At 33.0% G+C, this 23,050-nt stretch carries 17 protein-coding genes; 8 read left to right on the top strand and 9 right to left on the bottom strand.

What is annotated here, in order from left to right; translation table 11 throughout:
* Positions 1–96 precede the first annotated feature (96 nt).
* Together MTX13_RS11810 and MTX13_RS11805 are read left to right on the top strand one after the other, a co-directional pair.
* A complete protein-coding gene (locus MTX13_RS11810; RefSeq protein WP_250435531.1) occupies positions 97–531 on the top strand; it encodes a deoxycytidylate deaminase in 435 nt (144 codons plus the stop codon).
* Complete coding sequence (locus tag MTX13_RS11805) at positions 531–2,132, top strand: S41 family peptidase (RefSeq protein WP_250435529.1); 1,602 nt, start codon at positions 531–533, stop codon at positions 2,130–2,132. Before MTX13_RS11810 ends, MTX13_RS11805 begins: the two co-directional genes overlap by 1 nt.
* On the opposite strand, the gene MTX13_RS11800 is transcribed toward MTX13_RS11805, so the two are convergent.
* The 3 genes from MTX13_RS11800 to MTX13_RS11790 are packed head-to-tail and all read right to left on the bottom strand — an operon-like array spanning position 2,129 to position 3,517.
* Complete coding sequence (locus MTX13_RS11800) at positions 2,129–2,731, bottom strand: FAD-dependent oxidoreductase (RefSeq protein ID WP_250435527.1); 603 nt, start codon at positions 2,729–2,731, stop codon at positions 2,129–2,131. The two genes, MTX13_RS11805 and MTX13_RS11800, sit on opposite strands and share 4 nt — an antisense overlap.
* Positions 2,731–2,934, bottom strand: coding sequence for a hypothetical protein (locus MTX13_RS11795; RefSeq protein ID WP_250435525.1), 204 nt, complete (start codon positions 2,932–2,934; stop codon positions 2,731–2,733). Before MTX13_RS11795 ends, MTX13_RS11800 begins: the two co-directional genes overlap by 1 nt.
* 1 nt (position 2,935) lies before the next feature.
* Positions 2,936–3,517, bottom strand: a complete 582-nt coding sequence (locus MTX13_RS11790; RefSeq protein ID WP_250435523.1) for a MarC family protein — start codon at positions 3,515–3,517, stop codon at positions 2,936–2,938.
* 88 nt (positions 3,518–3,605) lie between these two features.
* Between MTX13_RS11790 and MTX13_RS11785 the strand changes: the two genes are divergently transcribed.
* Entirely contained in the window at positions 3,606–4,172 is a 567-nt protein-coding gene (locus tag MTX13_RS11785; protein WP_250435520.1) for a DUF3109 family protein, read from the top strand.
* On the opposite strand, the gene MTX13_RS11780 is transcribed toward MTX13_RS11785, so the two are convergent.
* Both MTX13_RS11780 and MTX13_RS11775 read right to left on the bottom strand, forming a co-directional pair.
* The gene (locus MTX13_RS11780; protein WP_250435507.1) at positions 4,173–6,143 is read right to left on the bottom strand and encodes a tetratricopeptide repeat-containing sensor histidine kinase; all 1,971 of its coding nucleotides are present in this window, start codon (positions 6,141–6,143) and stop codon (positions 4,173–4,175) included.
* A gap of 7 nt (positions 6,144–6,150) precedes the next feature.
* Positions 6,151–6,885, bottom strand: coding sequence for a LytR/AlgR family response regulator transcription factor (locus MTX13_RS11775; protein WP_250435505.1), 735 nt, complete (start codon positions 6,883–6,885; stop codon positions 6,151–6,153).
* Between the two features lie 583 nt (positions 6,886–7,468).
* On the opposite strand from MTX13_RS11775, the gene MTX13_RS11770 reads away from it, so the two are divergent.
* From MTX13_RS11770 to MTX13_RS11760, 3 genes are all read left to right on the top strand, one after another.
* Positions 7,469–8,449 carry a ribonucleotide-diphosphate reductase subunit beta gene (locus tag MTX13_RS11770; RefSeq protein WP_223034633.1) on the top strand — a complete coding sequence of 327 codons (981 nt, stop codon included), beginning with the start codon at positions 7,469–7,471 and terminating at the stop codon, positions 8,447–8,449.
* A gap of 179 nt (positions 8,450–8,628) precedes the next feature.
* On the top strand, positions 8,629–11,103 hold the full coding sequence (locus MTX13_RS11765) for a ribonucleoside-diphosphate reductase subunit alpha (RefSeq protein WP_250435495.1): 2,475 nt from the start codon (positions 8,629–8,631) through the stop codon (positions 11,101–11,103).
* 117 nt (positions 11,104–11,220) lie between these two features.
* On the top strand, positions 11,221–12,981 hold the full coding sequence (locus tag MTX13_RS11760) for a Na/Pi cotransporter family protein (RefSeq protein ID WP_250435485.1): 1,761 nt from the start codon (positions 11,221–11,223) through the stop codon (positions 12,979–12,981).
* A gap of 32 nt (positions 12,982–13,013) precedes the next feature.
* Here MTX13_RS11760 and MTX13_RS11755 read toward each other — a convergent pair whose 3' ends face one another.
* Together MTX13_RS11755 and MTX13_RS11750 are read right to left on the bottom strand one after the other, a co-directional pair.
* Positions 13,014–15,323, bottom strand: a complete 2,310-nt coding sequence (locus MTX13_RS11755; protein ID WP_250435483.1) for an inorganic phosphate transporter — start codon at positions 15,321–15,323, stop codon at positions 13,014–13,016.
* 74 nt (positions 15,324–15,397) lie between these two features.
* Complete coding sequence (locus MTX13_RS11750; RefSeq protein ID WP_250435474.1) at positions 15,398–16,585, bottom strand: porin; 1,188 nt, start codon at positions 16,583–16,585, stop codon at positions 15,398–15,400.
* A 384-nt stretch (positions 16,586–16,969) separates the two neighbouring features.
* Here MTX13_RS11750 and MTX13_RS11745 point away from each other — a divergent pair, with 384 nt between their 5' ends.
* Positions 16,970–17,326, top strand: a complete 357-nt coding sequence (locus MTX13_RS11745; RefSeq protein WP_250435467.1) for a toxin-antitoxin system YwqK family antitoxin — start codon at positions 16,970–16,972, stop codon at positions 17,324–17,326.
* Between the two features lie 72 nt (positions 17,327–17,398).
* Here the strand turns inward: MTX13_RS11745 and MTX13_RS11740 are convergent, their stop codons facing one another.
* Entirely contained in the window at positions 17,399–18,583 is a 1,185-nt protein-coding gene (locus MTX13_RS11740; protein ID WP_250435465.1) for a multidrug transporter, read from the bottom strand.
* Between the two features lie 43 nt (positions 18,584–18,626).
* Complete coding sequence (locus MTX13_RS11735) at positions 18,627–21,437, bottom strand: TonB-dependent receptor (protein WP_250435463.1); 2,811 nt, start codon at positions 21,435–21,437, stop codon at positions 18,627–18,629.
* Positions 21,438–21,619: 182 nt separating this feature from the next.
* Between MTX13_RS11735 and MTX13_RS11730 the strand changes: the two genes are divergently transcribed.
* Positions 21,620–22,966 (top strand): deoxyguanosinetriphosphate triphosphohydrolase, encoded by a 1,347-nt coding sequence (locus MTX13_RS11730; RefSeq protein ID WP_250435460.1) that lies wholly within the window; start codon positions 21,620–21,622, stop codon positions 22,964–22,966.
* The last annotated feature ends 84 nt before the right edge of the window (positions 22,967–23,050 follow it).

Raw genomic sequence — 23,050 nt, 5'->3', positions numbered from 1 at the left:
AATTGAATTCTATAACCTAAAGTTTTCATAAATCTTTAATCTTCTGGTTGTAATTAAAATACGAACCCACTATATTCGTTATAAGCATTCAAGTGTATGAAAGAACAGAAACAGCTTAAATACGATAAAGCGTATTTGAGAATGGCAAAAGAATGGGGAAAGCTCTCTTATTGTAAACGAAAGCAGGTTGGCGCGATAATTGTTAAAGACAGAATGATAATATCCGATGGGTATAATGGAACACCAACTGGTTTTGAAAACTACTGCGAAGATGACGAAGGTTATACCAAATGGTATGTGTTACATGCTGAAGCTAACGCTATTCTAAAAGTAGCGTCTTCAACACAATCCTGTAAAGGTGCTACACTTTACATAACACTGTCGCCATGCAAGGAGTGTAGTAAACTTATTCATCAAGCTGGTATAGTTCGTGTGGTTTATGGAGAAGCTTACAAAGATGACTCTGGTTTACGATTTTTAAGGAAAGCTGGAGTAGATTTAACATTAATTGAAAATTTAGAAACTGAATAATGCGAATTCAAAGAAAATATTTGCCTTTAATTATAGGAATAGCCATTGCTCTTGGTATTTTCCTTGGAGGTAAATTAAATTTTGCTGATAATTCAGATAAATTATTCTCATCCAACAGTAAAAAGGACAAACTTAATAGATTAATAGATTTTATTGATTATGAGTATGTTGACGATGTAAACACCGATAGCATTGTTGATGTGACCGTTAACGGAATACTGGAGAATTTAGATCCGCATTCAGTGTATATTCCAAAGGAAGATATGCAGCGTGTTTCTGAAAATATGAAAGGCGATTTTGTGGGAATAGGAATTAGCTTTTATACCTATAAAGATACCATTACGGTTATAAGAGCTATTGAAGGTAGCCCAAGTGATAAAGCTGGAATTGTTGGAGGCGATCGTATTATCACAGCAAATGGCGACTCCATTTTTGGTAAGGATTTAAGTAATTCGGACATTCTTAAAAAGCTGAAAGGCCCAATAAATTCGAAGGTTGAATTAGAAGTTTTACGTCCAGGAGAGCCCAAACTGCTAAAATTTACCGTAAAGAGAGATAATATTCCTATCAAAAGTGTTGATGCTGCTTACATGCTTACAGAAACATTAGGCTACATAAAGATTAATCGTTTTGCAGAATCAACGTATAAGGAATTTAAGGTTCAATTAAAGAAGTTAAAAGACGAAAATGTAAAAGATATTGTATTGGATTTACGTGGTAATCCAGGCGGATTTTTGGGAATTGCCGAACAAATAGTTGACGAGTTTTTAGAAGACGATAAGCTCATCTTATTTACAAAAAACAAAAGTGGTAAAATTGATAAAAGCTATGCCACTAAAAAAGGCGATTTTGAAAACAGTCAGGTATATGTTTTAATCGATGAGAATTCAGCATCTGCAAGTGAGATTATAGCTGGAGCTTTACAGGATAATGACAAAGGCCTTATTGTTGGGAGACGGTCTTACGGAAAAGGGTTGGTACAACGTGAAATGGAATTAGGCGATGGAAGTGCTGTACGATTAACCGTTTCAAGATATTATACACCAACAGGACGATCCATACAACGATCTTATGCCAATGGTAATAAAGATTATTATGATGATTATTTTGATAGATTGAAAAGTGGTGAGTTTTTGGATCCTGAAAAAATTGAGGTGGCCGATTCACTTAAATTCACCACACCAAAAGGGAAAGTAGTTTATGGTGGTGGTGGCATAATTCCTGATGTTTTTGTACCATTGGATTTAAATATGCAAAATGAAACTTTGACGTTTCTGCAACGTAGAGGGTTTATTAGCAATTTTGTGTTTGAAGAGTTAGAGAAAGACCGAAATCTATACCGAGACATACCACGTCAAGATTTTATTGCCCATTTTGAAGTTTCAGATGATATGGTTACAGCTTTTCAAGATTTTTTAAATACTAAAACTAAAGCCAATATTACATTTGTGGCTTACAAAGAAGAGGTTAAACAATATATTAAGGCCACATTGGCCAATCAAATATATGGAGGAGGTGCTTTTGAAGAAGTACTAAACCAAAAAGATATAATGATTGAAGAGGTAATTCAGTTAGATAAAGAGCAGCAATTTAAAAACTAAACTTTATCGTGCACCTTTACATGTTCTCCATTGTTCCAAAGGGTTAGAATGTCTGTGGCTACATGAGCACCACTACCCGATGCAATAGCAAATTGACTGCGCCAACCGGCAAGTGTTCCTGCTACATACAATCCATTTTCTATAAGATGATTTTCATTTTTTAACCAAATTCGTTGCTTTTCTGCTTTGGCTCTTGGGTGAGGTTCTATGTAATGCTCTAGTCCCTTAATGGTCATTAAGTTAGTGTAGCCAACTGCTATAACCGCTATTTTAGATTGATAGGTATTTTTATTGGTTGTAACAATGTAATCATTATCACTTTTAACAATTTCTAAAACTTTTTCGCTTTCAACCTGCTTAACATGAGGGTAGAGAGCAGCTAGTTGTTTTTTGCCGCTTTCTAAAATTGACGCTCCAGTTGTTTTAGGGCTTAATCCTAAAACATTATTGAATAAAGCATTTTGCAGGTGAGATGTTTTTTGGTGTACTATTATTCCAATCTTTTTATTGGCAGCAAAGGGCTTCTCATGAGCCGAACCCAAAACAAGGGCGCAACTTAATCCAGCTGCACTGCCACCAATAATTAAAGCGTCAAACATTATTTTTTAGACTTAATAGATTTCTCGATTTTTTTCGAAATTACTAAGATACGAAGTAATAAAATAGCACATAATGCTGCTAAAATGGTAATCAAGGCAATTAAACTTTCGCCTTGAAATGGTTTTTCAAAATTTATTTGAGTAATGTTGTAGCCAATTAATGTTAAAGCAATAACAACTAAAATTATGTTTAAAATCTTCATATTATACAAATAATGCTTTAATGTTATGCGCAAAAAGTTTTACAGCTATGGCTAGTAAAATAACACCAAATATCTTACGAATTATGTTAATGCCATTTTGACCAATTAAGCGTTCTATTCTAGCTGATGTTTTTAGCACTACATAGATAATAATTACATTTAATATTACGGCAACAATTATGTTTTCTACACGAAACTCTGCACGTAGAGAAAGTAATGTTGTTAAACTACCAGGTCCAGCTATTAAAGGGAATGCCAATGGAAAAACCGATGCGGTCATTGCAGAATTTTCATCTTCTTTATAAAGCGTTATACCTAAAATCATTTCTAACGCAATAAAGAAAAGAATAAAAGCACCAGCTACTGCAAAACTATTTACACCTATGCCAATTAAGGATAAAATATTTTTACCCACAAACAGGAATAAAATCAATATAACTCCAGCAATAATAGAGGCTTTTTCGCTCTGTATGTGACCAGCTTTTTTTCTTAAGTCTATTATAATGGGAATATTTCCAATTATATCAATCACAGCAAATAAAACCATAAATGCCGTGAATATTTCTTTTAAATTGAGTTCCATTGACTTGGACTTTAAAATTTTCGCAAAATTAGCTTATTATAAATGATATTCCATATAAATTACAGTAAAGTTTAGCTATTTTTGCTGCATGTTTCAACTAGGAAAAACAATAGTTTCAGAAGATATAATTCAAAAAGATTTTGTTTGTAATCTAACAGCCTGCAAGGGTGCTTGTTGTATTGACGGTGATGCAGGTGCTCCGCTAGATAAAGAAGAAGTTAAAATACTTGAAGATATCTACCCGAAAGTAAAACCTTTTTTACGTGAAGAGGGCATTAAAGCCATTGAGGAACAAGGGACATCTATAATTACTGAAGATAATGAATTTGAAACCCCTTTAATAGATGGTGCTGATTGTGCTTATGTAATTTTTGACAATAAGGGAACAGCATTATGTGCCATAGAGGAGGCCTATAACCAAGGAGAAGTGTCTTGGAAAAAACCGGTTTCTTGTCATTTATATCCCATTCGAATAAATGATTATAGCGAATTTTCTGCTGTAAACTATAACAAATGGCACATTTGTGATGACGCCTGCACTTTGGGGAAAGAACTTCAGGTTCCTATTTATAAGTTTGTAAAAGAAGCCTTAATTAGAAAGTTTGGGGAAGATTGGTACATGGAACTGGAGAAGGTTGCAGAAAACTATAAGTAATTAGGCAATTTTTAACGAATTTATTTTAGTTGGAATATTAACCACTACTTGCGTTCCAATAGCATGGCCAGATTCGTAGAGGTCATTAATTTTTAATTCATAATCGTAAGTGTAGTTTTTAGAGAAGTTCTCTAATCGTGCATGGGTAATCTGTATACCAAGGGATTTTCTTTTTAGTTTTTTGGTTTCTTTTATTTTGTTAGACGCCACTCTGCCAATACCATTATCGGTAATTATAACGGTTACATAGTTGGGATTGTCACTTTTTACATGAAGGCTAATTTTTTTGTCTTCGGTTTTAGAAGATAATCCATGCCATATGGCATTTTCTAAAAAAGGTTGAAATATTAATGAGGGCACTTTAATAAGAGCTGGATTGATACCTTCATCAATTATAACCTTGTAATCAATATCATTGGAAAACCTTATGTTTTCAATGTTAATGTATAAAGACATGGTTTCTAGCTCGTCCTCTAGCGAGATTTCTTTTTCTGTTGAAGCCACTAAAATTTTTCTAATAAGTTTTGAAAACTTGTTGAGATAGTAAACAGCATTTTCTTTTTCATTATTAATAATATACAGTTTAATTGAATTCAAAGAATTAAAAATAAAGTGTGGGTTCATTTGGTTTCGCAACATCTCTTGTTCGAGAGTAATTATTTTTTTATCGTTTTTAAGTTGACGTTGCCTATGAAGTATAAATAATATAATAAGAGCTAAACAGCCACCTAATAAACTTAAAATTAGTGTGCGGTTATTTTGGGCTAGTTTTAATTTTACTATTTCATTTTCATTAGCTAAAGCTTTTATCTGGCTGTTTTTCTTTTCACTTTCATATTTAATAATCAAATCGTTAACATATTGCAAGTTTCTTTCGTTGGTAAGGGTTTCATCAAGCACAACATGTTTTTTGTACAATGTAAAAGCTTTTTTAGAATCTCCTATTTTATCATATAACTCCGAGAGGTATAGATAGGTTTCTATTTCGGTTGACTTTAAATTAAAGTCTTTTGAGATTTCAAGTGCTTGGTTAAGATTTTCTTCGGCATTGTCATAATCTTGTTGTTTTAATTGTAATAGCCCCAAATTTAAATATGAAGTTGAAATATAATATTGATCATTTACCTCAAGAGCTTTGCTCAAGGCATCCTTAATAAAAGCCTCACTTTTTTTAAACTCTTCCTTTTGTATATAAACTTTACCAATACTGTTGTAACAAATTACTTGACCTATTTTTGAATTAATTTCGTTATTGTATTTCAACGATTTTTCATAATAACTTAAAGCTTCATTTAAACTGCCCAGTTTTTCTTTGGCATAGCCAATGTTTTGGTTGTTAATGGCTAAACCAAGTTTGTTGCCCAGTTCCAATTCTATTTGAAGCGATTTGTTAAATTGGTCAAGAGCTAAATTGTATTGTTTGAGAGCCAAATAAATATTGCCTATACTATTTTGGGAAACGGCAATATTATACTTGATTTCTAAAGATGGGTTTTTTTGAGACTCTGCTATGTCTAAAGCTTCTTTGTGGTAGTCCAATGCCGAACGAATGGCGTCCATTCGTCTATAAACTACGCCAAGCATATTTAAACTTCGTACTTCCAGTTCAATGCTGTTTGAGTTTTTGGCATAATCAAAAGCCTGTTTGTGGGACTCAATTGCTTTTTGGTAATTAGAGATATTTCTATAGGTTTCGCCTAATTTGTTTAAAGCATAAGATGCGCCCTCATTATAATTAGCTTCTAAACTTCTTTTTAGAAGATAATTCATTTTAACGGTATCTTTTGTTGTGCCTCTAAAAACCGTGTTAATTTCTCTATAGCCACTTGTTTTAACTCCTACCACACTATCCACCAAAGTGATAAATTTATTTATACTTTGAGGCTGTGTAAACCCCTTGAAGCTTAATAAGAAGCTAAAAGAAAATAAAACAATTTTTAGAACAAGTTGATATTTATGGCGCTGAAGCATGATTAAACTATAATTTATCTAAAAAGTCAGATTTTCGTTGTCTAGCAACAGGTATTTTGTAGTTAGACTGCATAATAACATAGCCATCATTTTTTATAAACTCTTTTATTTTATTAAGGTTTACAATATAGGAGTTGTGAATTCTGAAAAAATAACTTTCAGGCAAGATGGCATTTACTTCCTTTAATTTTTTAGTAACAACAATTTTTTGATTGTCGTTCATAACAAAAGTGCTGTAATTGCCTTCAGACTCTATATAGATTATGTCGTCGGTTTCTAAAAACACTAGCTTACCATCTGTATTAATAGAAATACGCTTTTGATTAAAATTCTTATTGAAATTAATTAACACTTCCTCGATTTTGGATATAGGAATATTATTTGAGTTGTGTTTTTTTATTTTGTTAATGGTATTTTTTAAATCATCAGAATCAATTGGCTTTAGAAGATAATCTATTGCTTCATGTTTTAGCGCTTTTAAAGCATATTCATTATAAGCTGTAGTAATTACAACTGCAAAATCGCGTTTGGCCAGTTTGTCGAGAAACTGAAAACCATCCATAGTAGGCATGTTAATATCTAAAAACAAACAATCCAAAGAATTAGTGTTGAGGTAATGAATGGCTTCTTCTGGATTGCTAAAGGTTTTTGCTATCTCAATAGCATTACTAAAGGTGGTTAATTCCCAAGATAAGCTATCTATAGCTTTTTGCTCATCGTCTACAATTACGGCTCTTATCATATTCCAAATATACTAATATAATATGTTGAAGCAGTTTATTTTTTCTTAATACCAATTATACAAATTTCATTACCAACTATACATTTATATACGTCAACTATCGAAATATTTTAGATATTAGCATTGCTATTAAATTATTTAAGGATTTATACATTTATTAAAGGGTATTTGCTATTGATCTGTAAAAAGCTAGACTCGTCTAGCTTTTTATTTAGAATTTCATTAAATTTATTAGTTAGTTAGTTAGTAGAAAAAGAGCGGTTGTTTTTGGCCGCTCTTTTTCTTTTGTTTTCATTAGAATTTCTCGAGTAATAATTGTACTGTTTATAATGCGTTAGGATAGTTTTAATGCGTAAAATCTTACGAATTATTGAAATCAAATATTAATTACAATTGCCTGATATACAAATAGTTAAACTTTATTTTTTCAGCCTAATGCTGTGTCTTGTTACAGGGTTTTTGTTAAAAACTTGTTGACAATGTTTATAACTTAGCCTTTCATTTTCAAACACATTTTTCAATCTTTGTTAGTCCCAAATCACACTAAATTATTCATTAAAATTTAATAAAAAACAAAAGAAACATGTCTCAGGCTACAGAACCCATTTTACAAGAAAACAAAGATAGATTTGTAATTTTTCCTATTCAACATCATGATATTTGGGAGTGGTATAAAAAGTCTGAAGCTAGTTTCTGGACTGCAGAAGAAATTGATTTGCACCAAGATTTAACAGACTGGTCATCAAAGTTAAATGATGATGAGCGTTATTTTATAAAGCACATTTTAGCCTTCTTTGCAGCAAGTGATGGCATTGTGAATGAAAATTTGGCAGAAAATTTTGTTAACGAAGTACAATATAGCGAGGCAAAATTCTTCTATGGTTTCCAAATCATGATGGAGAACATTCACAGTGAAACCTATTCGTTACTTATAGATACCTATGTTAAGGATGAAAAGGAGAAAGATGTTTTGTTTAAAGCCATTGAAAATTTTCCAGCCATTAAGAAAAAAGCCGATTGGGCTTTAAAATGGATAGAATCACCAAGTTTCGCTGAACGTTTAATTGCTTTTGCCGCAGTTGAGGGTATTTTCTTTTCTGGTGCATTTTGCTCAATTTTTTGGCTAAAAAAACGTGGACTAATGCCAGGTTTAACGTTCTCTAATGAATTAATATCAAGAGATGAAGGTGTGCACTGTGATTTTGCAGTACACTTACACAACGAACATTTGGTAAACAAAGTGCCAAAAGAACGTATTAGAGAAATCCTTGTTGACGCCTTAAATATAGAACGCGAGTTTATTACAGAGTCACTTCCGGTGAGTTTAATAGGTATGAATGCTAAACTTATGACCCAATATTTGGAGTTTGTAACCGATAGATTATTGGGAGAACTTGGTTGTGAGAAAGAGTATAATGTGTCAAATCCATTTGACTTTATGGATATGATTTCGCTACAGGGAAAAACCAATTTCTTTGAAAAGCGTGTGTCTGAATACCAAAAAGCAGGTGTGCTTAATAAAGAAGAAGAAAAAGACAAGTTCAGTTTTGATGCTGATTTTTAAATAGATCCTTATTATAATTGGTTAATAGCAATTCGTGATAGATTTTCATCTATAATATCCTGTTATTACTTAATTATAAATTTTTTTGTCTGTTTTCACAATAGAAAATGGACGGCTAAACCAACTAATTAATCCAAATCCTGACAGGTGTATCAGGAAAATAAAAACCATTAAAAAATATGTATGTAGTAAAAAGAGACGGCAGAAAAGAACCAATGATGTTCGACAAAATAACAGCTCGCGTAAGAAAGTTGTGTTATGGGTTGAATGAATTAGTAGATCCTGTAAAAGTAGCCATGCGAGTCATTGAAGGCTTGTATGATGGTGTAACAACAAGTGAGTTAGATAACTTGGCTGCAGAAATTGCTGCAACCATGACAACCGCTCATCCAGATTATGCACGATTGGCTGCACGAATCTCTGTTTCTAACTTACATAAAAACACCAAGAAATCGTTCAGCGAGGTAATGAGCGATTTATATAACTACGTAAACCCTAGAACAGGTAAAAAGGCACCGCTTTTATCTGATGAAGTTTTTAAAGTTATTCAAGAGAATAAGGAAAAGTTAGATTCTACAATTATTTATAATCGCGATTTTGGTTACGATTATTTTGGGTTTAAAACATTAGAGCGATCTTATTTGTTGAAACTTAACGGACAAATTGCCGAGCGTCCACAACACATGCTTATGCGTGTTTCAATTGGTATTCATTTAAATGATTTAGATGCTGCTATTGAAACCTATGAGTTAATGTCTAAAAAATATTTTACACACGCTACACCAACACTATTTAATTCTGGAACACCAAAACCACAAATGTCTTCTTGTTTCTTATTAACAATGAAAGAAGATAGCATTGATGGCATTTACGATACATTAAAACAAACTGCTAAAATTTCGCAGTCTGCGGGAGGTATTGGTTTGGCTATTCATAATATTCGTGCTACTGGCAGTTATATAGCTGGTACTAATGGAACGTCTAATGGTATCGTTCCTATGTTAAAAGTATTTAATGATACAGCTAGATATGTTGATCAAGGTGGTGGAAAGCGTAAAGGGAGTTTCGCAATTTATATTGAAACATGGCATGCTGATATTTTTGACTTTTTAGATTTAAAAAAGAATCATGGTAAAGAAGAAATGCGTGCGCGTGATTTGTTCTATGCTATGTGGATTTCTGATTTATTCATGAAGCGTGTGCAGGAAGATGGTCCTTGGACCTTAATGTGCCCTAATGAATGCCCTGGATTAGATGAAACACATAGTGAAGCTTTTGAAGAATTATATTTAAAATACGAGTCAGAAGGTAAAGGCCGTAAAACCATAAAGGCACGTGAGCTTTGGGAGAAAATATTAGAGTCCCAAATAGAAACGGGTACGCCTTATATGTTGTATAAAGATGCTGCCAACCGTAAATCAAACCAACAAAATTTAGGAACTATCCGTTCGTCTAACTTGTGTACAGAGATTTTAGAATATACATCACCAGATGAAGTAGCAGTTTGTAATTTGGCATCTATAGCTTTACCAATGTTTATTAAAAATGGTGAATTTGACCATAAAGAACTGTTCCGTATTACAAAGCGCGTTACCAAAAACTTGAATAAGGTAATTGATAGAAACTACTATCCTGTTAAAGAAGCAGAGAATTCTAATTTCCGTCACAGACCAATTGGTTTAGGCGTTCAAGGTTTGGCCGATACGTTCATTAAATTACGTATGCCATTTACCAGTGATGAAGCCAAAGCTTTAAACCAAGATATTTTTGAAACACTTTATTTTGCTGCTGTTACAGCAAGTATGGAAGAGGCAAAAGCAGATGGGCCTTATAAAACTTATAAAGGTTCGCCTATTAGTAAAGGTGAATTCCAACATAACTTATGGAACATAAAAGATGAAGAGTTAAGCGGACGTTGGAATTGGGACAAGTTGCGTAAAGATGTTAAAAAACATGGTGTTAGAAATTCATTATTGGTAGCACCAATGCCAACAGCAAGCACTTCACAAATACTTGGAAACAATGAATGTTTTGAACCTTATACATCTAATATCTACACGCGTCGTGTGTTATCAGGAGAGTTTATTGTAGTAAACAAGCATTTATTAGAAGATTTAGTAGAGCTTGGTTTATGGAATGAAAGCCTGAAACAGGATATTATGAGAGCCAATGGTTCTATTCAAAATATAGATATTATTCCTCAAGACATTAAAGAACTATATAAAACGGTTTGGGAATTGAGCATGAAAGATATTATTGATATGTCGCGGCAACGCGGATATTTCATTGACCAATCTCAATCGTTGAACTTATTTATGGAAGGCGCAACAATGGCTAAATTAACCTCTATGCACTTCTATGCATGGAAGAGCGGTTTAAAGACAGGTATGTATTATTTAAGAACCAAGAGTGCTGTAGATGCTATTAAATTCACGTTGTCCAAAGATAAAAAAGAAGAGCCTGTTGCAGAAACTGTAGCTGTAGACCAAACGGTGGTTACACAGCAAAAACAACAAGCTGCAAAAACAGCAGAAAAGTTTGCAAAAAGTCAAGCCACTGAAGAAGTTGAGCCTATGACTGCTGAAGAGATGAAAGCTTTAATTGCTCAAGCTAAAGAAGCAGAAGGTGACGATTGCCTGATGTGCGGTTCTTAATTAAATTAAATTTAAGTGTTAGAAAAAGCATCTCGAGAGAGGTGCTTTTTTGTTTTTTAAAAAGATAGCAGTACTTTAATACAATCTTACAAATGCATATAGTCGACAATCTAAACTATGTCTTACGGATTTTATGACATTTTGCAATTAATAGGTGCATTAGGCTTATTCCTTTTTGGGATGAAGGTTATGAGTGATGCCTTGTTAAAACTGGCTGGTAATAAACTACGGTCCATTTTGGCGTCTATGACATCGAATAGGGTTTTTGGCGTTATTACTGGGTTTTTAATTACAGCCGTTATTCAATCTTCTTCGGCAACAACGTTAATGGTAGTAAGCTTTTCTAATGCCGGGCTTCTTACTTTAACCGAGTCTATAAGTGTAATTATGGGAGCTAATATTGGGACAACTGTTACCGCCTGGCTAATAACCATTTTAGGATTTAAAGTAAGCATGAGTACAATAGCTCTTCCATTAGTAGGTTTTGGGTTTTTATTTACGTTTTCAAAACGTAAAAAAGCAAGCGATTGGGGAAACTTCATTATAGGATTTGCGCTACTGTTTATAGGGCTTCAGTTTCTTAAAGAAGCCATGCCAGATATAAAAAGTAATCCAGAGATTTTAGCTTTTCTATCGCATTACACCAATTTGGGGTATATTTCTATTTTACTTTTTTTATTAATAGGAACCGTTTTAACGGTAGTTATACAATCATCTAGTGCAACCATGGCATTAACATTAATAATGACAGCTGAAGGTTGGATTCCTTTTGAACTGGCAGCCGCAATGGTTTTAGGTGAAAATATTGGAACGACCATAACAGCTAATCTGGCGGCATTGGTAGCTAACTACAAAGCCAAACGTACAGCAAGGGCACATTTGGTTTTTAATATATTGGGTGTATTGTGGATGCTCGTTTTATTTTATCCTTTTTTACGGTTTATTGACTGGTTGAGCCAAGCATTCGGATCAGATTCACCGTATTTATCTGCTGCTGCAATTCCTGTTGCTATTTCATTGTTTCACACTGCTTTTAATATTATTAATACCTTTTTATTAATTTGGTTTGTTAACCCAATTTCAAAATTGGTAGAGCGTTTAGTAACAGAAAAATTAGAACCCGAAAAGCCTGTTAATGAACCTAAATTTCTTAAAAAGTCAATATTAAAATATCCAGAAACAGCAATTGCTGCACTATTAAGAGAATCAAAGTATCTGTATAAAAAGAGCATATTTGAGATTGTTGCACATGCTTTAAATATTCATAGAAAAGACATAAAATCTGAATTGAAATTAAAGAAAGTTATAAAAAAATCTAATGTGTTATTTGAGTTGGATATTAGGGAACAGTACATTACTAAAATAAAGAGTGTTTATGGGCAAATAATAAATTATGCAACCAAAGCCCAAAGCCAATTAGATTTAACAGAAGCTCAAAACAGACAGATTAGCGAGATAAAAGTAGCTAACCGTAAAATGGTTGAGATTATTAGAGATGTGAGTGAATTAAGTAGAAATATTACATTATACCTCAACTCTGAAAACAAGTACATAAAAAAGGAGTACGACAAATTAAGGAAACGCGTAGCCAAAGTATTGCGTACCATTCATTTGTTTAGAACAGAAAAAGAAAGAGATACATATTATAAAACCTTAATGGCACTAAAAGAAGAGGCTAGAGATAATATTCATAAAGGGAATTTAGAGATTGATACTTTAATTAGAAAAGACCTGATAACCGTAGATATGGCCTCATCACTTGTTAACGATAATGATAATGTTAACGATATGATTAAGAAGCTTATTAATGTTGCCGAATTATTATACGGTAATAGAGACACATTGTTAGAAAATGGACATAAAAAAACACCTAGTTAGGCCAGGTGTTTTTTTATTTAATGGTCTAAATACTATTCAGATTCTGTATCTACTATATCTTCAACATTCTCAATATCTTCTGGGAGTTTTGCAGGTGCTACAGAACTATCATGTGAATCATGATATTCTTGTAACAAATTCATAGTTGCATTTAATAAGTCTTTTGTTTCCAGTAAAATACTAAAATACAAGGTTGTGTTTTTTGGACTCGACTCTTCAGTTCGAGTGCGTTTTACTTGCTTATGTATTTTATCCTTAACTAAATCATAAACTTCCTTCTTTTCATTTAAGATAAACTGAATTTGTTCAAAAGACTCTGTTTTGAAAGCTTTTTCAGTATCGCTAAATAATATTTCAAGTTTATCGTCAATTTCTTTTAGTTCTTTTATTTGGTTGAACTTTAGTTTTTTGTGATTATTGTTGATATGCTTATAACTTACTTTAGAAATGTACTCTAAAGATTGGGTCATATCTTGCAGATAACCCAATACGTTTATATAAAAGTTACTTGCTCCAATACTAGACTCATCTAAATTTTTTATAAAATAAAATATATTGTCACGTAATTTATCAACCTCATCAGATAGCTTAACAACATCCTTTTTACTCTTCTTAAGCAGGTCGGTGTTTTGCCTCGCTAAACCAACTATAGCATTTGAATAAATTTTGTTTGTTCTTTTTACAACTTTTGCAATGTTGCCAGCACTTTCATGTATAACCCCTTGAATGGAACTACTTTCAGCCATTTTTAGACTATCTTCGTCAACACTTTTGGTAGTTTTGTTTTTGTGTGACATGTAATTTCTGTACAACAAAAATGCTGTTATAAGAAGTAAAATAGGGATGATTACTTTTGGATTCCAATTAATTAAATAAACTACTGTTCCAGAGGCAATAAAAGCTCCAATAGCAGTTCCAAACCAACCTCCAATAACATTTAGTACACCAGCTACTCTATAAACAGCACTTTCTGCACCCCAAGCTCTATCAGCCAATGAAGTACCCATAGCAACCATAAAGGTTACATAGGTTGTTGAAAGTGGTAACTTCATTGAAGTAGCAATGGCAATTAAAACACCAGCGACCATTAAGTTAACAGAGGCACGAATCATATCAAAAGCGGGCGCGTCAATACTCTGGTCTTTTGACAGATACTTTTCGTCGGGCTTTTTAAAGCTGTTATTAATGTTTTCCTGCAATGACATTGGTACTATTGCACTAAAATATGTTGCTAAATCAGACGATCCTTTAACCAAAGCTCTTGAAAGCATATTAGGTTTAAATTTTTCATGGGTATCACTTTGGCGTGATAAGCTAATTTCTGTTTCAGCAACCGTTTTAGCTTTTTTTGACAACCATAAGGTTAATACCATAATGCCACCAGCTATAAAAAGTAATAGTGGTTCAGCTGGCACTTTTTTATCTAAAACAGCCATGGACATTGCAGTATCCATGCCGTTTGCAATCCAAGCTTCATAAGAATGGTAAGCAGCCATTGGAACACCAATAAAGTTTACCAAGTCATTACCCGAAAAAGCTAATGCTAATCCAAATGTTCCAACGGCAATAACGGCTATAAGAACGGTTCTTTTTGTTAACTTTTCAAAGATAAAAGAGAATAATGTCCAGAAAATAAAACTTCCGAAAATGATTAGAATTTCATTACCTTCCAATAGCCCTTTTAATTCATTGTAATAAGGTGTCCCTTTAAGTCCTTTTAGAAAAATGAAATACGTAATGGCCGTTAATGCAACGCCACCAAAAACAATTCCAAAATTCTTGACTTTCTTTTCGTAGTTAAAAGTAAAAATAAGACGAGAAATCCATTGAACTAGAGCTCCTACACTAAAAGCTATAAAAACCGAAAGTAAAATTCCACTTATTATGGTTAGTGCTTTTTCTTGATTGATATACTTGCCTAAATCAGCAAATGTTTCAGTACTTGAATGACTTATCTTTATTAGTGACATTACAACTGCAGCACCCAGTAAGTTAAATACAATTGAAACTGTGGTAGAGGTAGGTAAACCAAGTGTGTTAAAGAAATCCAATAATAATATATCAGTAATCATTACTGCCATGAAAATGAGCATGATTTCACCAAATTCAAATTGTTCAGGTACAAAAATTCCTTTTCTGGCAACCTCCATCATACCACTTGAGAAAACGGCACCAATAAAAATACCTAAACTTGCTACAATCATTATTGTTCTTAAAGAAATAACTTTAGAACCAATGGCAGAATTCAAAAAGTTAATAGCATCGTTACTTACACCAACTACAATATCAACAACTGCTAATACTGTAATGGCAATTAACATAAACAAATAAATATTATCCATAAAGCTTATTAAAATTGTTTGCAAATATCTATAGTGAAAATCACTATAGTGTTATGTTATTGTTATTATTATGTTTAAAAATGAATGTCAAATTGCAGACGATATAAATATTGGTCTGTTCTATCATTAAAATCAATAAAGCTAAAGTCAGTTTGAACTTTTAGGCTATGCCCGACAATATATTTTGAAAAACCAAGCGTATATTGTTTATCTGGTGCTTTTCCAGTAATTTCATCTAATTTAACATATGAGTACCTACCTGAAACTTCCCAATTATTTTTAAAAAGATAGCCACTTTGTATATTTATACCTGTACCCACTTGAACAATATCGCCTGTTTCGGTACCATCTGAATTTTTAGCTATAGGGTCTGGGGCATCTCGATCGGCATATTCTGTCATTAAACTAAACCCCTTATATTTAAACATGGCATCAATAAAGAGCGTGTTAATGTTGGTTTCATAAAACCCTGTGTCAGTTTCCATCCAAGAGCCCATGTTACTTCGTGTTTTTACAGCATTGTTATTATGATCGTATGTGACTCCTATAGCTAATTTTGGGGTTTGCTCTCTTTTTAAATCAGAACCAAAATAATCTCCTTTGCCTTCAAACTTTCCAAAAGGTAGGAGCTCTATTCTACCCGTATATTGATGCCCACCTAAATTACCGGTTACTACATTTCTACCTTCACCTTGAGACAGCGCAAAAATTTCCCTTACTTCAAAATTATTGAATAGGGTGAAATGATGTCTTAATTGAAACCCAATATCACGATCAATATTAAATCTAGCATTCAATACAGAACGGTCTACTTGTTGCATGTTAGCAGATGATATTACACGTTCTCTGTTGCCTGGCAATTTAGTTTGCCCAACCCAAAGTACAAAATTACCATAAAAATTATATTTAATAACAGCGTCCATTACATAACGCGGTGTATTTCTGGTAAAAGGTGTAACTCCAGACATGTCCCTGTTAGAAAGCCCAAGCTCAATTTTATATTTTAATTTAGGAGAAACAGCAAAGCCATCAAATTTTAAACGTGCGCGACGAATAAGGAAATTTGTTTCTGGGCTTTGACCTTCGCTCATCAGGTTGCTTGCTAAAAACTGAAACCTTGTGCCGATTTTCATGGTCCATGAGCTATCTTTTCCGACTAGGTTAAATAAGCCTTTGCCAAATTTAGGGGATTTTAATTCTTGAGAGTAAGACGATGCTATTACTGTGAACAGCAATATAGCAAAAGCCATTTTAAATTTCATTTGTCAGATATTAGTTTTTGTCGCTGCAAATAACCAACTCTAATGTTAACTTAATGTTACGTAATCATTAATATTAGGAACAAAAAAGGCCGCCTTGGCCAGAGGCAGCCATCTAGAATTCATGATAATATAGTCGACAAAAACTAATAGATTATATGAAATAACTAAATTGTCGTCTTAAGACAGAGCAAATGTCATCATTAAATAACACTTTAATGTAACGCCAATATTAATTAATTATTAAGGAAATTTAAATAATGCATTATGTGTAAAATATTGAAACACAACATATTGAATCTCTAATGTTAAATTAATGTTATGTAAATGTTGCTTAAATATTAACTAATTACTATATTTGAAATATAATATTAAACCCAAATAATTATGAAGAAGTTTGTTTTCTTTATTGCCTTTTTAATTACAGCGGTTTCATTTGCGCAACAAGAGCGTGAATTAAAGCTTAATAAGGATACCAATTTAATTGAGGTTACATACTATCATGACAATGGAGTAGTAAGCCAAACAGGCTATTACACTTTAGATGGAAAACTTCAAGGTGAGTGGTTGTCTTTTAACGCTGAAGGCAGTAAACTAGTTTCTGCGAATTATGATAATGGGAAAAAAGTCGGCAAGTGGTTTTATTGGACAGATAAAACTTTAAAAGAAGTAGATTATAGTAATAATGCTATTGCAAGTGTAAGTGAATGGACTAATAAGTCTAAACTTGCCATAAGAGATTAAATAGCAATGTAGTGTAATAAAAAAGCGTCCAAATTAGTTTTTGGACGCTTTTTTTTTGAGATAAAAGCTTTCTTATTCAACAGTCCAGTTAGCTCCCCAAGTAGCGTAATCTGTACCAGTTCCATTTCCGATTCCCGAAATAAAATCGGCTTCAGTAAATACTTCACCTGTGTCGTTTTTCATGTTTAAAGTTACATCCATAAACGTGACATCAGTTACACTTGTGTCTCCATTTAAAACACCAGCACCTGTTGGGTTATCGCCAGAGTCACCATCTAAATCAAAGCCTTCTTCAAAACCTTCTATCCAAACATTGTTGAAAATACCTTGCGTACCAGCTCTTAAACGGATGGCCTCATTTCCTGTTGCAGATCCATTTCCAATTATAGTTAAATTAGTAACAGTTGGTTTTGAAAAGTATCCAGCAGCATTACTGAAATCTGTATTATAACCGTCAGCCTCAATACCTTTATCGTGGCTAGCACCATGTTTAACATAAGCATTTGTAATTGTACCTGTATAACCTTCTGTCCAGTCAATTGAATCATCTTGACAATTCACAACAGACATGTAGTTAACATTTACAGTTCCACCAAAAAATTCTACGCCGTCATCTTTACCTTCGTAAGCTTGAATATATTCTACAATAGTTCCACGACCTACACCGTAAAATGAGATTCCATTGTTTTCAGATTGACCATCAGCAGCACCACCTGAATACTCAACACGCACATAACGAATTATCCCTGAATCATCATCACCATCTTGACCACCGAATGGTAAAGCTGCGATTTCAGAAGTTGCAGTTGCTGTTCCTGTTACAGAGTTTATTGGAGCTCTTCCCAAAACAATTAAACCACCCCAATCTCCAGCAGATGGGTTAGAAGCATCTGAAGTTAAAACAATTGGGTTGTCGGCAGTACCGTTTGCTATAATTGTGGCATCTTGAGCAATAGCAATATAAACATTAGCTCCAGCAGCCAAAGCCTCAATAGTCATTCCAGCTGGAATAGTTAATGTAGTTCCGGCAGCCATGATTAAAGGACCGTTAACTTTATAAGTGTTGTTGGCGTCTAAAGTTAAATCTTCAGTATAAGTTCCTGATAAGAAAATCGTTTCTGGATCAGTTGGTCCACCACCATTTCCATTATTGTTAATCACACTGTTGTCATTAATAACAACATCAGCAGTATCATCTGTAGTACAAGAGAAAAGCATTGATACAATTGCTAATCCTAAAATTAAATTATTCTTCATTGTTTTTGAGTTTAATTATTGTCTTTATTTATTATTATGGTTTCTAAAAATTATATTTTAATTGTAATCCTATGTTCATGCCGCGTTTGTAATCAGAAACGCCATTACCATTAGCGGAGTTTACTACAACTTCACCTAAAGTAGTTTCACGAACATATTTTATGGTTGGATTTAAAAGGTTTTGTAAGCTTAAATTAACTTGGAAGTTCTCCTTTATTGTATTTTTCCAAATAAAATCTAAAGTAGGTACGCCATATTCAATAATATTACCTAGCTGGCCACCGCCTAAAGCATCAATTCTGTCTGAAAAATATGAGAACACTAAATTAGCTACTGGCTTATAATTATTGAAAGTAGGAGAGAAGCTAACATCTGCATTTATTAAAAACGGTGATGCACCTTGAAGTTCATCTTCATCTGAATCGAAGCTTACACTAAATGTACCATTGATTTCGTCATACAAATCTTGATTGGTGTGCATGTATGTTGCATTTAAACCTGCTGACAATATCGTGTCATCATCAGTATTCTTAAGCAAGTCTTTTCTAACTTCAACTTCAACACCGAAAACTTCGGCTTTATCTCCAGTTCGGAAAAAACGTTGTGTTCCGGTTGCGTCTGCTGCTACAACTAAATTTACAGGATCGTTAATTTGCTTGGCAAATAAACCAACAGAGAAAATTTCACTGCTGCTAAAGAACCATTCGTACTTTAAGTCAATATTGAATATTTTAGATACTCCTTTGTCTAATAAATCTGGGTTACCACCAATTCTAGTAGAAATATTTTCGTAAACAAAAGGTGCTACTTCCTTGAATTCAGGAATTGAAATAGTTTGACTTGCTGAAAAGCGAAGGTTTTGATCTTCATTTAAAGCATATTTCACATTCAAGCTTGGTAAGAAGAAGTTGTCGTAGAATCCAATTTCTGCTTTTCCGTTGTTACCTAAATTAATAACATCATAAGCAATTTTTTGATTTACAGATTCTAATCTTACACCAGGAACGAATAACCATTTTTCACCAGCTTTAATTTCAGCATTTAAATAACCAGCATAAATATCTAAATTACCTGTGTAGGTGTTTTCTGGTAAACCTGGACGGTTGGTGTTAGATTGTCCTGGATAGCTGTTTATAACTTTAATTTGGTAAATACCGTCGCTACCTTCACTTATATTTAAGTTTGATAAGTTGAAGATGCTATTTAAATTGTTAACATCTGTAATTTGGTAGTCTGTATCAACTATTTCGTACCCATAACGAATGTTCTCAAAGTTACGTTCTTTGGTTTTGCCGTTATACCCTAAATTTATTTTTATGGTTTCACTTGGCTCGTAAGATATATTTAACCTACCATTGTACTCTTCGTCTTCAATATTTTGAAAGTATCGCTGGTTGTCAAAATCAATATTGTTGTAAAATGTAGGGTTAGTAAGTGGGTCGTTGTCTAGTGCATATTGGTAATTTTCAATACTTACACGTCTTCTATCTGGTTGGTCTGAAAAAACCGAATTATAACCAAACCCCCAATCTACTTCAAAATCTCCAGATTTGTGATTTCCTAATAACTGATTAACAAACATTCTAGTTTGATCAAACTGTACGTTCATTTGATAAAAACCTTCGTCGGTATTTAAAATAGCGTCTCGGTTTCTACCTTTACCATCTATACCAAAATATCCTACCACATCACTAGAACTATTGATAAACAACGAGTTGAATTTTAAAGTGTTGTTGTCATCAATTCTGTAGTTTAAATTGGCCATTGCAGTAGATGTGGTGCCGTAATCAAATTCTTCAGCACTATCTATATAGGCTTTCTTTTCAACCAATGTGAAATCTGTATTGGTTCCTTTTCTATATTCAAAACCGTTTTCAAAAGAACCAGTAATAAAAATACTTAAGCGCGAATCATTTTTGAAATCAAAGCTTTTGCCAATTGAAGCACCATAACCAATATTAATTGGTGATCCAGCATCAACAGGGTCTACACCATGTGATAATATTACAGCAAAAGGATTGTGCTCATAACGACCATAATATCCCCAATATCCCGTACCTTCACTTCTAACAAAGTTTTTATCAATGGCATTGGTGTTAAAACCTGAACTAACAAAAGCATCTACATAAAAATCACCTTTGAAATTTTTTGAACTTATATCTACATTTCCCGCTGAAAAATCCCCATAGAAATTAGTAGAATAAGCTTTACTAATAGATACATTTTCAATAATATCTGATGAAAATAAATCTAAATCGATATTCTTTTTATTAACATCATTTGATGGTAACGATAAGCCATTCATAGTTGTATTTAAATAGCGATCACCTAAACCACGTACATAAACGTTACTAGAACCTTCTTGCTTTGAAACACCTGAAATTTTAGCAACAGCACCAGCTGCATCACTAACTCCTTTTCTTGATAGTTCTTCAGCGCCTATACTTTGTTTAATTTCCACTGCTTTTTTCTGTTCCAAAAGTAGAGCAACCTCACTATCACGTCTAGTAGTTGTTTTAATTACAACTTCATCTAAAGAAGCCGCAGAAGCCGACATTGAAATGTTAATTTCAGTTACTTTATCCGCCTCAATGGTAACTTCAATTTCTTGAGTTTCATATCCAATAAAACTGTATTCAACAGTATATACTCCTGGTTCAATATTTGTTATACTGTATAGTCCATCTAAATCAGAGGTAGTTCCTTTAATAGTTCCTTTTAATAAAATATTAGCGAATGCTAAAGGTTCGTCGTTGAAATCTTTATCAGTTAATTTACCAACAAGCTCTCCCGAACTTTGACCTTGAATAAATGAAGCCGAAATAAGTAGAATAAATAGTAATATATGTCTCATTATATTTTCTTGAATTTTGATGTCGCAAAGAAACCGGATAAATGTAAAGTCAAGGTTAATTGCAGGTTAAACCTAAATCATAAAACTGTTACCTAAACGTTACCGTCAGGCACAAAAAAATCGCTTTTAAAAACAATTTCTTAACATTGAAAAAATGTATCTTGCAAACCAATTTTAGCATTATGAATTGGGAACAATTACTTTCTTTAAAACGATTTGGCGATACCAATAAACGCCTGCGAAAAGAGCAGGATGAAACACGATTGGGCTTTGAAGTAGATTTTGACAGAATTATTTTTTCTACCGAGTTTAGAAGCCTTCAAGATAAAACCCAAGTTATTCCATTATCTCAAACCGATTTTGTGCATACGCGATTAACACATAGTTTAGAGGTAAGTGTTGTTGGTAGAACGTTAGGTAGACGAGTAGGAATAAAATTATTGGAAAAATACCCACACTTACAAAGTATACATGGATATCGGGCCAATGACTTTGGCGCTATAGTTGCAGCTGCCGCTATTGCTCATGATATTGGTAATCCGCCTTTTGGACATTCGGGAGAGAAAGCTATAGGTGAATATTTTAAAACGGGAAAAGGGTTTGGTTTTAAAGATAAATTAACAAAAAAGCAATACCAAGATTTATGTGATTTTGAAGGCAATGCCAACGGATTTAAAATTTTAACCGAAAGTAGAACGGGTAGAGAAGGCGGCTTACGTTTAAGCTATGCCACTCTCGGCGCTTTTATAAAGTATCCAAAAGAGTCGTTGCCTAAAAAACCAACCAATCATATAGCAGATAAGAAGTATGGATTTTTTCAAAGTGAAAAATTAGCCTTTCAAGATGTTGTTGATGAATTAGGCTTAATTAAAACGGGTTCTAATGAAGACATAAGCTTTTCAAGGCACCCTTTAGCATTTTTAGTTGAAGCGGCAGATGACATATGTTATACTATTATTGATTTTGAAGATGGTATAAATTTAGGACTCATTCAAGAAGAATTTGCTTTAGAGTATTTAATAAATCTTGTTAGGGACACTATTCATACTAAAAAATACAATCAGTTAAGTAGCACCCAAGATAGAATTAGTTATTTAAGGGCACTTGCCATAAATACATTAATAAATGAAGCCGTAGAGATTTTTGTGTCTAATGAGGAAGCTATTCTCAAAGGAAATTTTAAAACTGCTCTACTGGATAAAAGTAAGTATGAAGCTCAAATAAACGACATAATAAAGATTAGTATTGAAAATGTTTATCAATCTGATGAGGTTATAAATAAAGAAATTATTGGATATAAAGTAATCAATAAGTTGCTTGAGACCTATATAACGGCAATTAATAATAGTTATAATAATCAAGAGTCAAATTACGATAAACTCATCTTAAAAACATTGCCAAAAGGTATTGTGAGAAAAGCAAATGATACTATTTATGATAGGCTGTTAAATGTTAGTAATTATGTGGCTTCGTTATCTGATAGTCGTGCTATATTAGAATATAAAAGCATTGAAGGTATAGGTTTGTAAGTATAAAAAACGCATTTCATCGATTAAATTTGCTTTTAATCGGTATTTTGTATATGTTTATTTCCCCAATCATAATGTGTAATT

It is taken from the genome of Hanstruepera flava (assembly GCF_023634025.1).
Taxonomy (GTDB): domain Bacteria; phylum Bacteroidota; class Bacteroidia; order Flavobacteriales; family Flavobacteriaceae; genus Hanstruepera; species Hanstruepera flava.
This window is presented reverse-complemented; position numbering and strand designations above follow the sequence as displayed.